This is a genomic window from Actinomadura sp. 1N219 (genome assembly GCF_044326405.1).
GTDB lineage: Bacteria > Actinomycetota > Actinomycetes > Streptosporangiales > Streptosporangiaceae > Spirillospora.
The window spans coordinates 166729-183351 of record NZ_JBIRAY010000007.1 but is presented as its reverse complement, the minus strand read 5'-3'; the positions used below and the strand labels follow the sequence as shown (position 1 = coordinate 183351).

General features: G+C 73.5%; 2 protein-coding genes. Both read left to right on the top strand.

All coding sequences use genetic code 11. The features are described from left to right. Nucleotide 1 precedes the first annotated feature (1 nt). Entirely contained in the window at nucleotides 2-4909 is a 4908-nt protein-coding gene (locus ACH35V_RS22680; protein ID WP_395974951.1) for an amino acid adenylation domain-containing protein, read from the top strand. After that, nucleotides 4906-16599, top strand: coding sequence for an amino acid adenylation domain-containing protein (locus tag ACH35V_RS22675; protein WP_395974950.1), 11694 nt, complete (start codon nucleotides 4906-4908; stop codon nucleotides 16597-16599). The genes ACH35V_RS22680 and ACH35V_RS22675 overlap by 4 nt, the downstream gene beginning before the upstream one ends. The last annotated feature ends 24 nt before the right edge of the window (nucleotides 16600-16623 follow it).

Sequence of the window (16623 nt, the reverse complement as noted above, 5' to 3'; positions counted from 1 at the left end):
CATGACCGAGCGCCTGCTTCCCGACACCGAGCGCCTCCTTCCCGGCATGGTCGCCCGGCGGGCCGGACGGTCGCCGGAGGCGGTCGCCGTCACCGCCGGCCGCGACCGCCTCGGCTACGCCGAGCTCGACCGCCGCGCCAACCGGCTCGCCCACCTGCTGCGGGCCCGCGGCGCCGGGCCCGGGTCCCTGGTCGGCGTCCGCATGCACCGCGGCCTCGACCTGGCCGTCGCGCTGCTCGGCGTGTGGCGGGCGGGCGCCGCGTACGTCCCGCTCGACCCCGGGCACCCGGCCGAACGGCTGCGCTGGATGCTGGCCGAGACCGGCGGCCCGCTCGTCGTGACGCAGCGGGCGCTCGCCGCCGAGCTGGCCGGAACCGGCGCCGAGGCGGTCCACGCCGACGCCGACCCGATGCTCGCCGAACTGCCCGCGACCCCGCCGGACGCCGGACCGGGGCCCGCGGACGCCGCCTACGTCGTCTTCACCTCGGGCTCGACCGGCGTCCCCAAGGGCGTCGTGATCACCCATGAGGGGATCGCGAACCGGGTGGCGTGGACGGTCCGCACCCACGGCCTCGGCGAGCGGGACCGGGTCCTGCAGAAGACGTCGCTGAGCTTCGACGCCGCGTGCTGGGAGTTCTTCGCGCCGCTGGTGAGCGGCGGGACCGTCGTGATGGCCCCGGTGGGTGCCGAGCGCGACCCGGCGGCCATGGTCGGCGCGATCGCGCGGGACGGCGTCACCGTGCTGCAGGTCGTCCCGTCCGTGCTGCGGATGCTCGTCCGCGAGGACGGCTGGGACCGGTGCGGGACGCTGCGGCTGCTGTTCTCCGCCGGGGAACCCCTCTACGCCGAGCTGTGCCAGGAGTTCCGCGGGCTCGTCCCCGGCGTGGAGATCTGGAACACCTACGGCCCGACCGAATGCTCGATCGACGTCACCGCGCAGCGCTTCGATCCCGCGCAGCCGACCGGGCCCGTGCCCATCGGCCGCCCGATCGACGGCACCCGAGTCCTGGTGCTGGACCCGCACGGCTCGCCCGTCCCGCCCGGCCTGCCAGGCGAGCTGTTCGCGGGCGGCCCCGGCCTCGCCCGCGGCTACCTGGGCAAGGCCGGCCTGACCGCCGGACGCTTCGTGCCCGACCCGTACGGGCCGCCCGGATCCCGCCTCTACCGGACCGGCGACCGGGTGCGGTGGCGGCCCGACGGGACGCTGGAGTACCTCGGCCGCCTCGACCACCAGGTCAAGGTCAACGGCGTCCGGATCGAGCCCGGCGAGGTCGAGTCCGCGCTGCTCGCCCACCCCGCGGTGCGGGGCGCGGCGGTCGCCGCGGCGGCCGCCCCCGACGGAACCGACCGCCTCGTCGGCTACGTGGTCGGCGCGGACGGCACGTCCGCGGACATGCTCCGCGGTCATCTGCGCGACCGCCTGCCCGAGCAGTTCGTCCCCTCCGTGTTCGTCCGCCTGGACGCCCTCCCGCTGACCGCGAACGGCAAGGTGGACCGCGGCGCGCTGCGCGCCCCCGACCTGACCGAGGACCCCGGCCGGCCGCCCTACGTCGCCCCCCGCGACCCCGCCGAGGAGCTCATCGCGCAGACCTGGTCCGAGATCCTCAAGGTCGACCGGGTCGGCGTGCACGACGACTTCTTCCAGCTCGGCGGCACCTCGCTGATCCTCACCCGGCTCGCCGGCCGGCTGCGCACCGCGCTCGGCGGCCGGGACCGGCTGCGCGGCCTGTTCGGCGCCCCGACCGTCGCCGAGCAGGCGCGCCTGCTGTCCGGCGCCGGGGACGAGCCGCCGCCCGTCCAGGCCGTGCCGCGTCCCGCCGGCGGGACACTGCCCGTCTCGTTCGGGCAGCGCAGACTGTGGTTCCTGGACCGGATGCGCCCCGGCAGCCCGGAATGGCTCGCGCCGGTCTTCATCCGCCTCGACCCCGGCACCGACCCCGACGCCCTCCGCCGCGCCCTGGCGGACCTCGCCGACCGGCACGAGATCCTCCGGACCCGCTACACCGAGGAGGCGGGCGAGCCGCGGCAGATCGTCGACGCGGAGACCGAACCCGACCTGACCGTCCTCGACACCGACCGCGCCGGCCTCGCCAAGATCTTCCGGACCGAGTTCGACCGCGGCATCGACCTGGAGACGGGCCCCGTCTGGCGCGCCGTTCTGGCACGCCCCGACGGCGAACCGCCGCTGCTGCTCCTGACGATCCACCACATCGCCTGCGACGGCTGGACGGCGGCGCTGCTGGAACGCGACGTCCGTGAGCTGTACGCCGCCCGCGCGGCCGGCGGCACACCTGAGCGGGCGCGGCCGTCCGTCCAGTACGCCGACTTCGCCGCCTGGCAGCGCGACTGGCTGTCACCCGAACGGCTCGAACGCGCCCTCGCGTTCTGGCGGACGGCGCTCGCCGACCTCCCACCCCTGCGGCTCCCCGCCGACCGCCCGCGCCCCGCCGAACGCGACGCGCACGGCGCCGTCATGCCCTTCACCGTCCCGGCCCCGCTCGCCGGCGCCCTCGACGCGCTCGGCCGCTCCGCCGGGACCACCCCGTTCATGACGCTGCTGTCGGCCTTCTCCGTCCTGATGGGCCGGTACGCGGGCCAGCGGGACGTCGCGATCGGCACCCCCGTCGCCGGGCGGAGCCAGCCCGAGGTGCAGGAGACGGCGGGATTCTTCCTCAACTCCCTCGTCCTGCGCTGCGACCTCGCGGGCGGCCCGTCCTTCCGCGAGGTCCTCGCCCGCACCCGCGCCACGTGCCTGGCGGCCTTCGCCCACCAGGAGCTCCCGTTCGAGCACCTCGTGGACGAGCTGCAGCCCGAGCGCGACCTGTCCCGCACGCCGCTCTACCAGGTCGCCTTCGACCTGCACGACGAGCGGCTCACCAGCGGCGGCGCCGACCTGACCGACCTGGACACCTACCAGGAGAGCTGGCACGTCGCCAAGACCGACCTCACCCTCTTCATGCGCCGCCGCCCCGACGGCTCCCTGGTGGGGGCCTTCGAATACGCCACCGCCCTGTTCGACCCCGCCACGGTCGAGCGCCTCGGCCGCCATTTCGTCCGCCTGCTGGACGCCCTCGCCACCGACCCCGACGTCCTGGTGGACGCCGTGAACTTCCTCGCCACCGACGAGCGCGAGCAACTGCTGTCGGGCTGGAACCAGACGTCGGCGCCGGTGCCGCAGGTGTCGGTGCGCGACCTGTTCGAGCAGCAGGCGTCACAAACGCCTGACGCGGCGGCGGTGGTGTGGGACGAGGGCTCGCTGACGTATGCGGAGCTGGACGCGCGAGCGAACCGTTTCGCCCGCCACCTCCAGGGTTTGGCTGTGGGTCCGGAGTCTGCGGTCGGCGTGCAACTGGATCGCGGTCCGGATTTGGTCGCGGTGTTGCTGGGCGTGTGGAAGGCGGGCGCGGCCTACGTCCCGCTGGACCCGTCGTATCCGGCTGAGCGCGCGGCGTCGATGCTGTCCGACGCGGGCGCCGACGTGACGGTTTCCACAGTGGATTGGGAGGCCCTGTCCGGTCTGGACGATGGGCCGCTGGACGTGGCGGTGGACCTGGACAACTTGGCGTACGTCATCTTCACTTCTGGGTCGACGGGTCGTCCGAAGGGTGTGCAGGTGACTCATCGGGGTCTGGTGAACCATGTGCGGTGGGCGGCCGATGAGCTGGCCTCGCGCGGTTCCGGCGGTGGGGCCCTGTTCTCTTCGGTGGCGTTCGATCTGCCGGTGCCCAACCTGTGGGCCCCGCTGGTCTGCGGCCAGCCGGTTCGGACCTTCCCGCAGGACCTGGACCTTGCTGATCTGGGCCGGGCGCTGATGGAGGCGGCTCCGTTCAGCTTCGTGAAGATGACCCCGGGTCAGCTGGATGTGGTGACTGAGCGGCTGTCCGATGCGGCGGGGTTGGCTGGGTTGATCATGGCGGCGGGGGAGCCGTTCACGCGGCGGACGTTGGAGCGGGTGCGGGAGCTGGGGTTCACCGGCCCGATCGTCAACGAGTACGGCCCGACCGAGGCGACCGTGGGCACCTGCACCTTCCCGGTCCCCGAGGACGCCGACTGGGACGTGGTCCCGATCGGGTCGCCGTTGCCGAACATGACGATGTATGTGCTGGACGGCGCCATGCGTCCGGTCCCTGTCGGTGTGGTCGGTGAGTTGTATGTCGGTGGTGTGGGGGTGGCGCGCGGGTATGCGGGTCGTCCGGAGTTGACCGCTGACCGGTTCGTGCCCGACCCGTTCGGGGACCCGGGGACACGCCTGTATCGCACGGGTGATCTGGTGCGGCGCGCATCCGACGGGAACGTGGAGTTCGTCGGGCGGGTGGACGATCAGGTCAAGATCCGCGGGTATCGCGTCGAGCCCGGCGAGATCCGGGCTGTCCTGGCCGGGCATGAGGCGGTCGGCGATGCCGCGGTGGTCGCGGAGGCTGAGCGGCTGGTGGGCTACTACACCGCCGACCACGACGTCCCGGATCTGGCCGAGTACTGCGCGCAGCGGCTGCCGGAGTACATGGTTCCGGCGGTGCTGGTCCGGCTGGAGGAGATCCCGCTCAACGCCAACGGCAAACTCGACCGCTCCGCCCTCCCCGACCCCGAGGCGGGACCGGACGGGCCCGAGATCGTGAAGCCGCGGAACGTCGTCGAGGAGCGGGTCGCGGAGCTGTGGACGGACCTGCTGGGCGGTGGCGCCGAGGTCGGCGTCGATCACAACTTCTTCCAGATCGGCGGGAACTCGATCCTGGCCATCCGGCTGATCTCGAAGTTGCAGGAGGCCTTCGAGATCGAGCTGCGGGTCCGGACGATCTTCGAGCGGCCGACCGTCGCCGGCCAGGCCGCGGCGATCGAGGAGCAGATCAGGGCGGAGATCGACGCGCTGCCGGACGCCGCGCTGGCGGCGGACATCGAGGGAGAGGCATGAGCACGGGCGAGATCGTGACGTCGGACCCCGCGCGGCTCCGGGCGGAGCTGCTGCGCAGGCGGCTCGCGGGCCGGGGGCAGGGCGGCGGCGGCCGCCGCCAGGTGATCGAACCTGCGGACCGCTCGGGCCGGCTGCCGCTGTCGTTCGGGCAGCAGCAGATGTGGTTCCTCAACCGGCTCGACCCGGACGGCACGGAGTACCTCGTCCCGATGGTGCTGCGGCTGCGCGGCCCGCTGGACGCCGCCGCGTTCGCCCAGGCATGGAACACGGTCGTCGGCCGGCACGAGGTGCTGCGCACCCGCTATGCGATGGCCGGGGACGAGCCAGTGCAGGTGATCGATCCGGCCGCGGACGTGGACGTGCCGCTGACCGACCTCTCCTCCGTCCCCGAGGACGGACGGTGGGACGAGGCGTTCGCGCTGGCCGAGCGGGAGGCGGCCACCGGGTTCGACCTGGAGCGGCAGTGGCCCGCCAGGGCCCGGCTGGTGCGGCTCGCCGCCGACGATCACCTGCTGGTCATGGCGTTCCACCACATCGCCTGCGACGCCTGGTCGACGGGCCTGCTCGCCGCGGAGCTGAGCGCGGCGTACGGGGCGTTCGCCGCGGGACGCGAGCCGTCGCTCGAACCGCTGCCCGTCCAGTACGCCGACTTCGCCGCGTGGGAGCGCGCCCGGATGTCGGGGCAGACCCTGGAGCGGCACCTCGGGTATTGGCGCGACCGGCTGGCGGGCCTGAACCCGCTTGAGTTGCCGACCGACCGGCCGCGCTCGGCCGTCCGCGACCGCGCGGGCGAGCTGGTCACCTTCGACTTCCCGGCCGGGCTCGCCGAAGGCGTGCGCGATCTGGCGGCGCGGCATGGCGTGACCCCGTTCGTGGTGCTGCTCACCGGCTTCCAGCTCCTCCTCGCCCGCTACACCGGGACCAAGGACGTCGCCGTCGGCACGGCCGTGTCCGGGCGGGAGCGGCCCGAGCTGCAGCGGCTCATCGGCTACGGCATCAACAGCCTGGTGCTGCGGGCCCGCTGGGACGGCGACCCGACCTTCGCCGAGCTGCTGGCCCGCGGCCGGACGACGACGCTCGACGCCTTCGACCACCAGGACGTCCCGTTCGCCCGCCTGGTGGACGAGCTGCAACCCGAGCGCGACCTGTCCCGCACGCCGCTGTTCCAGGTCGTGTTCGACCTGGTCGAGCCGCGGGCCGCGCTGTTCGACCTGCCGGGGATCGAGGTCACGGCGGTCGAGGCGGCGGCCCGCACCGCCCGGTTCGACCTGACGCTCCAGATCGAGGACGATCCGGACGGCGCCATGAGCGGCCGCCTGGAGTACGCGACCGCGCTGTTCGACGCGGAGACCGCGCGGCGCCTCACCGGGCACCTGGTCCGGCTGCTGGAAAACGTCGTCGCGGACCCGGACTCGCGGGTCTCGACCGTCGATCTGCTGCCGGCAGCCGAGCGCGACGGGCTGCTCGCCGCCGGTGCGGGCCCGGAACCGGCCGCGCCGCCGCGTCCCGTCCATCACGTGATCGCCGAATGGGCGGCGCGGACCCCGGACGCGGTCGCCGTGACGACCAGGGACGGCGAGACCACGTTCGTGGACCTGGACGCGCGGGCCGACCTGTTCGCGCGGCGGCTGCGCAGCCTCGGCGTCGGTGCCGAGACCCTGGTCGGGGTGCTGCTGGACCGCGGCCCCGACATGGTGGCGTGCCTGCTCGGCATCTGGCGGGCGGGCGGCGCCTACGTTCCGCTCGACCCGTCCTACCCGGCCGACCGGCTCGGCTACATCCTCGGCGACACCGGCGCCCGGCTGGTGGTGACCGAGGCGCGGCACGTGTCCCTCCTGGACGGCGTCCACAGCGGCGACCGCCTCCTGATCGACCGCGGCGGCCTGGACGGCGCCGCCGACGACGAGCCGGTGGAGCCCGCCGCCGACCTCGACACCCTCGCCTACGTCATCTACACGTCCGGCTCGACGGGACGTCCCAAGGGCGTGCTCGTCCCGCACCGGGGCCTGTCCGGCTACCTCGACTGGACGGTCGACGCGTACGCCTCCGCCGGGTCCGGCGGGGCGCCGCTGTTCTCCTCGATCGCCTTCGACCTCGGCGTCCCGGACCTCTACACGCCGCTCATGACCGGGCAGCCCGTGCACCTGCTGCCGCAGGAGTTCGAGATCACCCGGCTGGGCGAGCTGCTGGCGGAGCGGGCGCCGTACGCGTTCGTCAAGGTCACCCCCGGCCACCTCGCGCTGCTCACCGAGCAACTCGACGCCGAGCGGCTGGCCGGGCTCGCGGGCCTGGCGATCGCGGCGGGCGACGCGTTCACCGCCCGGCTCGCCGACCGGTGGCGGGAGCTGGCGGGCCCGGACGGCACCCGGCTCGCCGCCGAGTACGGCCCGACCGAGATCACGGTCGGCAACTCCGGGCTTGAGGTCACCGGCGGCGCCCGCGCCGAGCTGGTCTCGATCGGCCGCCCCATCCCGGCGACGACGATGTACGTGCTGGACGCGCTGATGCAGCCGGTGCCCGCCGGGGTCGTCGGCGAGATCTACATCGGCGGCGCCGGCGTCACCCGCGGCTACGTGAACCGCCCGGACCTGACCGCCGAACGCTACGTACCCGACCCGTTCGGGCCGCCCGGAGCGCGGCTGTACCGCACCGGCGACCTCGGCCGCGCCACCGCCGCCGGCGACGTGGAGTTCGCCGGCCGGGTGGACGACCAGGTCAAGATCCGCGGCTACCGGATCGAGCTGGGCGAGATCCGCTCCGTGCTGGCCCGCCACCCCGGCCTGCGCGACGCCGTCGTCGTCACCGACGACAGCGGCGCCGAGGGCGGCGCCCGGCTGGTGGCCTACTGCGTGCCCGCCGTCGGCGACCTGCCGTCCCGCGCCGACCTCGACGCGCACTGCGCGGCGGTGCTGCCCGACTACATGGTCCCCGCCGCCTACGTGCCGATCGGCGCGATCCCGCTGACCGCCAACGGGAAGGTGGACCGGGCGGCGCTGCCCGCCCCGGACCGCGCCGCGCTCGGGTCGGGACGCGAGTTCGTGGCCCCGCGCACCCCGGCCGAGGAGCGGGTCGCCGCGATCTGGGCCGAGGTGCTCGGCGTGGACGGCGCCGGCGTCCACGACGGCTTCTTCGACCTCGGCGGCGACTCCATCCGCGCGGTCGCGCTCGTCGGCGCGCTGAAGGAGGCGGGCTTCCCCGTCACGGTCCGCGACATCTTCGACCACCGCACCGTCGCCGCCCTGTGCGAGGCACTGGACCTCACCGAGAACGGGTCGCAAGACGGCGCCGGCGCCGGTACCGGGCAGGTGGCCGCGGTCGCGCCGTTCGAGCAGATCTCCGAAGCGGACCGGGCCGCGCTCCCGGACGGCGTCGTCGACGCCTATCCGCTGTCGCGCGTCCAGCTCGGCATGATCGTCGAAATGCTGTCCGGGGACGGCACGAACAAGTACCACAACGTGACGTCGTTCCGGATCCGCGACGACGCGCCGTTCGACATGGACGCCTTCCGGCGCGCCGTCGCGCTCGTCGTGGAGCGGCACGACGTGCTGCGGACCTCCTTCGACCTGGAGTCCTATTCCGAGCCGCTCCAGCTCGTCCACGCCGGCGCGGAGATGTCGCTCGGCATGGCGGACCTGCGCGGCCGGGACGAGGAGGAGCAGCGGCGGGCCCTGCACGACTACACCGTCCGGAACCGCGCCGACCTGTTCGACCTCGGCGTCCCGCCGCTGCTGCGGCTGTTCGCCTACGCCTGCGACGACGTCTGGTGGCTGTCGACCACCGAATGCCACCCGATCCTGGAGGGCTGGAGCCATCACACCCTGCTGATGGAGCTGCTGGACGCCTACCGCCGGATCCGGGACGGCGCCGAGCCCAAGCCGTTCGACGCCCCGCCGGTCCGGTACGCGGACTTCATCGCCGCCGAACAGGAGGCGCTCCGGTCGGACGAGGACCGCTCGTACTGGACGGGGATCGTCCGCGACCACGCCCGATTCGCCTGGCCGCAGGGCTGGGGCGAGGGCCCGGACGCGACCCGCAAGGGGTACGTCGTCCCGGTCATGTTCCGCGACCTCGTGGACGACCTGCGCGCCTTCGCCAGCGAGACCGAGGTGTCGCTCAAGAGCGTCCTGCTGTCGGCGCACCTGAAGGTCCTCAGCATGCTGACGGGCGAGGAGTCGTTCTTCACCGGCCTCGTCTGCAACGCGCGCCCGGAGGTCACCGGCGCCGACCGCGTGTACGGCATGTACCTCAACACGCTGCCGTTCGCCCACGAGCGCGGCGCCCGCACCTGGCGGGACCTGGTGCGCCAGGTGTTCGCCCGCGAGGTGGAGCTGTGGCCGCACCGCCGCTTCCCGATGCCGGAGATCCAGCGGCTCGCCGGCGTCGACCGGCTCGTCGAGACCAGCTTCAGCTACCAGGACTTCCACCAGGTCGACACCGAGCTCATCGACTACCTCGCCAGCATCGACGAGAGCCCGACCGAGTTCGCCTTCGCCCTCTCCGCCCGGGTCGGCTACCTCATCCTGTCCTGCAACACCCCCAGCCTCACCCGCGAGAACGCCGACCGCCTGGCCTCGATGTACCGGACGGTCCTGGAGTCGATGGCCGCCGACCCCGGCGGCGACGCGCAGGCCGCCTACCTGCCCGAGGGCGAACGCGACCTGCTGGTGTCGGGCTGGAACCAGACGTCGGCGCCGGTGCCGCAGGTGTCGGTGCGCGACCTGTTCGAGGAGCAGGCGTCACGGACGCCTGGCGCGGCGGCGGTGGTGTGGGGCGAGGGCTCGCTGACGTATGCGGAGCTGGACGCCCGCGCGAACCGTTTCGCCCGCCACCTCCAGGGTTTGGGTGTGGGTCCGGAGTCCGCGGTGGGTGTGCAGTTGGATCGCGGTCCGGATCTGGTGGCGGTGTTGCTGGGCGTGTGGAAGGCGGGCGCCGCCTACGTACCCCTCGACCCGACCTATCCGGCCGAGCGTGCGGCGTCGATGCTGTCCGACGCGGGCGCCGAGGTGACGGTGTCCTCCGTGGACTGGGAGGCCCTGTCCGATCTGAATGACGGGCCGCTCGACATAGCAGTGGACTCAGAGGGTCTGGCGTACGTCATCTTCACCTCTGGGTCGACGGGTCGTCCGAAGGGCGTGCAGGTGACCCATCGGGGTCTGGTGAACCATGTGCGGTGGGCGGCCGATGAGCTGGCCTCGCGCGGTTCTGGTGGTGGGGCCCTGTTCTCCTCGGTGGCGTTCGATCTGCCGGTGCCCAACCTGTGGGCCCCGCTGGTCTGCGGCCAGCCGGTCCGCATCTTCCCGCAAGACCTGGACCTTGCTGATCTGGGCTCCGCGCTCGCCGAGGCCGGTCCGTTCAGCTTCGTGAAGCTGACCCCGGGTCAGCTGGACGTGGTGACTGAGCGGCTGTCCGATGCTGCGGGGTTGGCTGGGTTGATCATGGCGGCGGGGGAGCCGTTCACGCGGCGGACGTTGGAGCGGGTGCGGGAGCTGGGGTTCACCGGCCCGATCGTCAACGAGTACGGCCCGACCGAGGCGACCGTGGGCACCTGCACCTTCCCTGTCCCGGACGATGCCGACTGGGATGTGGTCCCGATCGGGTCGCCGTTGCCGAACATGACGATGTATGTGCTGGACGGCGGCATGCGTCCGGTCCCTGTCGGTGTGGTCGGTGAGCTGTACGTCGGCGGCGTCGGAGTGGCGCGCGGGTATGCGGGCCGTCCGGAGTTGACCGCCGACCGGTTCGTCCCCGACCCGTTCGGAGACCCGGGATCGCGGCTGTATCGCACGGGTGATCTGGTGCGCCGTGCGCTCGACGGGAATGTGGAGTTCGTTGGGCGGGTGGACGACCAGGTCAAGATCCGCGGCTATCGCGTCGAACCCGGCGAGATCCGGGCCGTGCTGGCCGGGCACGAGGCGGTCGGTGACGCTGCGGTGGTCGCGGAGGCTGAGCGCCTGGTGGGCTACTACACCGCCGACCACGACGTCCCGGATCTGGCCGAGTACTGCGCACAGCGGCTGCCGGAGTACATGGTCCCGGCGGTGCTGGTCCGGCTGGAGGAGATCCCGCTCAACGCCAACGGCAAACTCGACCGCTCCGCGCTCCCCGACCCGGCCGACGCCGAGGACGACCGCTTCACCGCGCCCCGGACGGTGACCGAGGCGCAGATCGCCGAAGTCTGGACGCAGGTGCTCGGTCTGGAACGCGTCGGCGTCCACGACGGGTTCTTCGAGATCGGCGGCCATTCCATCAGGGCGGTCGCGCTCGTCGGCGCGCTGCGCGCCGCCGGGTTCGACGTCGCGGTGCGGGACGTGTTCGTGCACCGCACCGTCGCCGCGCTGTCCGAGTACCTGACCGGGCGCCCCGCGCGGCCCGAGGTGGAGCGGCCGGTCGAGCCGTTCGAGCAGATCTCCGCGGCGGACCGGGCGGCGCTTCCGGACGGCGTCGCCGACGCCTACCCGATGTCGCAGGTGCAGCTCGGCATGCTGGTCGAGATGCTCGCCGACAACGAGTTGCACGCCTACCACAACGTCTCCTCGTTCCGGATCCGCGACGAGGCGCCGTTCTCGGCGGAGGCGTTCCGCCGGGCCGTCGCGGTGGTGGCGGAACGCCACGAGATGCTGCGGACCTCGTTCGACCTGGACGCCTTCTCGGTGCCGATGCAGCTGGTGCACGCGTCCGCCGAGATCGGCGTGTCCGCGCACGATCTGCGCGGGCGGGACGCGGAGGCGGAACTCCGCGAGTTCGTCGCGGCGGAGCGGGCGAGCCTGTTCGAGCTGGACGAGTCCTCGCTGCTGCGGATGGCCGTCCACCTGGAGAGCGACGACGCCTGGTGGCTGACGGTGACCGTGTGCCACGCGATCACCGAGGGCTGGAGCCACCGGTCGATGCTGATGGAGCTGCTGGACGTCTACCGGCGGTTCCGGGACGGGGCCGAGCCGGAGCCGGTCGAGCGCCCGTCCGTGCGGTACGCCGACTTCATCGCGGCGGAGCGCCGTTCCATCGCGTCCGAAGAGGACCGGGGCTACTGGCGCGGCGTCCTCGACCGGCACGCGCGGCTCGCCCTGCCCGAGGCGTGGGCGGACGGCACGGGCGCACCGCGCGAGAAGTACCGCGCCGGCGTCCCGCTGCGCGACCTGGAATCCGGGTTGCGCGGCCTGGCGGCCAGGTCGCGGGCGTCCCTGAAGACCGTGCTGCTGTCGGCGCATCTGAAGGTCCTGAGCATGCTGACGGGCGAGGAGTCGTTCTTCACCGGCCTGGTCTGCAGCGCGCGGCCGGAGGCGCTGGGGGCCGACCGCGTGTACGGGATGTACCTCAACACGCTGCCGTTCGTCCACGAGCGCGGCGCCCGCACCTGGCGGGAGCTGGTGGAGCGGACCTTCGCCCGCGAGGCGGAGGTCTGGCCGCGGCGCCGCTTCCCCATGCCGGAGATCCAGCGGCTCGCGGGCGGCGACCGGCTCGTCGACGTCCGTTTCAGCTACCAGGACTTCCACCAGGTCGACACCGAGGTCGTGGACGTCGAGTCGAGCCAGGGCGAGGGCGCCACCGAGTTCGCGCTGGCGGTCGCCGCCGTCTCCGGATATCTGGTGCTCACCACGGACACCCGCGCGCTGAGCCGGGAGAACGCCGACCGTCTCGTGACCATGTACCGGACGGTGCTGGAGTCGATGGCCGCCGACCCCGAGGGCGACGCGCAGGCCGTCTACCTGCCCGAAGGCGAGCGCGAGCTGCTGGTGTCGGGCTGGAACCAGACGTCGGCGCCGGTGCCGTCGACGTCGGTCCGCGAGCTGTTCGAGGAGCAGGCGTCACAGACGCCTGACGCGGCGGCGCTGGTGTGGGGCGAAGGCTCCCTCACCTATGCGGAGCTGGACGCCCGCGCGAACCGGTTCGCCCGCCACCTCCAGAGCTTGGGCGTGGGCCCGGAGTCTGCGGTCGGTGTGCAACTGGATCGCGGCGCGGACCTGGTGGCGGTGCTGCTGGGCGTGTGGAAGGCGGGCGCCGCCTACGTTCCGGTCGACCCGTCGTATCCGGCCGAGCGGGTGGCGTCGATGCTGGCCGATGCCGGTGCCGAACTGACGGTCTCCACGGTGGATTGGGAAGCACTGGCCGATCTGGACGATGCGCCGCTCGACGTAGCAGTAGACCTGGAGAGTCTCGCCTACGTCATCTTCACCTCGGGCTCGACGGGCCGTCCGAAGGGTGTGCAGGTGACCCACCGAGGTCTGGTGAACCATGTGCGGTGGGCGGCCGACTCGCTGGCCTCGCGCGGTTCCGGCGGCGGAGCGTTGTTCTCTTCGGTGGCGTTCGATCTGCCGGTGCCCAACCTGTGGGCCCCGCTGGTCTGCGGGCAGCCCGTCCGCATCTTCCCGCAGGACCTGGACCCGGCCGACCTGGGCCCCGCGCTCGCCGACGCGGGCCCGTTCAGCTTCATCAAGCTCACTCCCGGCCATCTGCGGATCCTGGCCCAGCAGCTCAACACCGAGCAGGCCGGACGGCTGGCCGAAGTGGTGCTGGTCGCGGGGGAGGCGTTCGCCGGGGAGGCGGCGGGCGACGCCGCGGACATCCTCGGCCCCGGCCGCCTGATCAACGAGTACGGCCCGACCGAGGCGACCGTGGGCACCTGCGTGTTCCCCGTCGACGGGCGCGGCGGCTGGGACGTCGTGCCGATCGGGTCGCCGCTGCCGAACATGACGATGTACGTGCTGGACGGAGGCATGCGTCCGGTCCCGGTGGGCGTGGTCGGCGAACTGTACGTCGGAGGCGTCGGAGTGGCGCGCGGGTATGCGGGCCGCCCGGAGTTGACCGCCGACCGGTTCGTCCCCGACCCGTTCGGGAACCCGGGGACGCGGCTCTACCGCACAGGTGACCTGGTGCGGCGCGCGCCCGACGGCAACGTGGAGTTCATCGGCCGGGTGGACGACCAGGTCAAGATCCGCGGCTACCGCGTCGAACCAGGCGAGATCCGGTCCGTGCTGGCCGGGCACGAGGCGATCCGGGACGCCGCCGTGACCACGTTCCGTCCCACCCCGGACAACACGCTCCTGGTGGGCTACTACGTCGCCGGCCGCAACCTGGACGGGCTGGACGAGTACTGCGCGCAGCGGCTGCCGGAGTACATGGTCCCGGCCGCCTTCGTCCGGCTGGACGAGATCCCGCTCAACGCCAACGGCAAGCTCGACCGCTCCGCGCTGCCCGACCCGGACCGGTCGGCGATGGGGGCCGGGCACGCGTTCGTCGCGCCGCGCACCAAGACCGAGCGGATCCTAGCCGACATCTGGTCCCGGGTGCTGAACGTCCCGCAGGTCGGGGTGCACGACAAGTTCCTCGACCTGGGCGGGCACTCGATCCTGATGATCCAGGTGCTGGCGGCCGCGCGCCGCGCCGGGCTCACCGTGTCGGTGTGGCGGATGTACCAGCACGAGACGCTGGAGGACCTCGCCGCCGCGATCGACGAGGACACCGCCGCCGCGGAGCCCGCGGAACCCGCGCCGACGGTGCCGCTCACCCCGTTCCAGCGGACGCTGCTCGACCGCACGTCGGCCCAGGGGAGCGGCCACGCCCACGAGGCCCATCTCACGCTGGACGACGCCGTCCAACCCGAAGTTCTCGACCGGGCGCTGCGCGCGGTGATCGGCCACCACGACGCGCTCCGGCTCCGCCTGGACGCCGAAACGGGCACGGCGCGCGTGGCGACCGTCGAGGAGGCGATGGACGGCGCCGTGCTGAGCGCCGAGGCCGATGGGCGCCGGATCGTCCTGCGCGTCGATCCGCTGCTGGCCGACGAGGCGTCCGTCGCGATCGTCGCGGCCGACCTGGAGACAGCCGTCCGGGCGCTGGCCGCGGGGGAGGCGCCGGAGCTGCCCGCCGCGGAGTCCTTCGCGGAGTGGGCGCGCGGGCTGGCCGAGCAGGCCGGGTCCGAGGAGATCGAGGCCCAGGCCCACCTGTGGCTCAACCGGGCGCCCGCCGCGCCGCTCCCGCTGGGCGGCGACGGGACGGGTGAACGAGGCACGGTCGAGGTCGAGCTGCCCCCCGACCTCACCGCCGCGCTTCCCGGCGACGGCGCGACGGAGGTCCTGCTGACGGCCCTCGGGCTCGTGCTCACCCGCTGGGCGGGCGGCGACCGGGTGCTGATCGACGTGGAGGACGACGGCCGGTCCGGTCTCGGCCGTGCCGTGGGCCTCTTCGCGCACCGCCATCCGGTGCAGCTCTGGCTGCCGTCGAAACGCGAGCCCGCCTCGGCGCTCAGGTCCGTCCGGGGCCAGCTCGGCGCGATCCCGGACCAGGGCATCGGGTACGGACTCCTCCGCCTCGATCCCGGCGGCGACATCGCCGCCGAACTGGCCGCTCTGCCCGAGCCCCAGGTCGGTCTGCGCGCCGTCGCCCGCGACACCCGGCCGGTGCAGCACGGCGCTCCGGCACGTCCGCGCCCGCTGGAGATCGACGCGGGCGTCCGCGCCGGACGGCTCCGCGTCCGCTGGACCTACCCGGCCGCCGAGCTGGACGAGGTCGCGGTCACCCGCCTCGCCGTGGAGCACCTGACCAGGGTCGCCGAACTCGTCGAACGTCCCGCGACGGCACCGTCCGCCAAGCCACGGCGCGCCGCGGCCGAGCCGGTGCCCGGCCTGCTGGCCACCATGAAGGACGAGCACGTGCCGGGCGTCAGCATCGCGATCCTCCGCGACGGCGAGCCCGCCGAACTCCACGCGCACGGTGTCCTCGCCGCGGGCGGGACGGACCCGGTCACCCCGGACACGCTCTTCCAGGCAGGCTCCATCAGCAAGCACGTGACCGCCCTCGGGGCGCTCACCCTGGTCGAACAGGGCCGCCTCGACCTCGACGAGGACGTCAACCGGTACCTGACGTCCTGGCAGGTTCCCGGCGCCGAGGACGGCTCGCCGCCGCCCGTGATCACCGTGCGGCACCTGCTGGGCAACACCTCGGGGCTGAGCCTCGCCCCCAACAAGGGCTACCGGCGCGACGAGCCCGTCCCGGCGCTGCTCGACCTGCTGTGCGGGCGGCCGCCGGTGACCACGCCGCCGATCCGCGCGGCGGGCGCGCCCGGCGCCGTGTACCGGAAGGCCAACGTCAACTGGTCGGTGCTCCAGCAGGTGATGGAGGACGTCACCGGCCTGCCCTTCACCGAGCTGATGGACACGCTGGTGCTCGGCCCGCTGGGCATGGATGCCAGCAGCTACCACCAGCGCTTCCCGGAGACGTCCGGCCGGGCCGTGGCGGTGGGGCACGCGCCCGACGGCAGCCCGATCGAGGGCGGCTGGCGGGTCCGGCTGGAGGTGGCGGCGGCGGGGCTGTGGACCACCGCCGAGGACCTCACCAAGATCGCCCGGGAGATCCGCAGGGCGCACCGCGGCGAGGAGTCCGTCCTCATCGGGACGGAGTCGGCGCGCCAGATGCTGGTGCCGCACCCGGGCGCCTTCTACGGCCTCGGCTCCATCGTCGACGACACCGGCGCGGACCTGGAGTTCGGCCACGGCGGCGAGCCGATCGGCTACTGGAACATGTCGATCAGCCGCGTCGCGGGCGGCACCGGCTTCGTCGCGCTGACCAACGGCGAGTCCGGCGGCGCCGTGGTGCGCCTGCTGGTGGCCGCGCTCGGCCGCCGGGACGGGGACTTCGGCCGCGGCCGGCTGGCCGACGACTGGCGGGCGGGCCGCACCGCCGCGGACCCGGCCTGACCCCCGACCAGCAGAGGAGACAAG

What these genes read in the sequence shown, in the direction of transcription:
- ACH35V_RS22680 (WP_395974951.1), top strand. Translation starts at nt 2, where the DNA reads ATGACCGAGCGCCTGCTTCCCGACACCGAGCGCCTCCTTCCCGGCATG.
- ACH35V_RS22675 (WP_395974950.1), top strand. Translation starts at nt 4,906, where the DNA reads ATGAGCACGGGCGAGATCGTGACGTCGGACCCCGCGCGGCTCCGGGCG.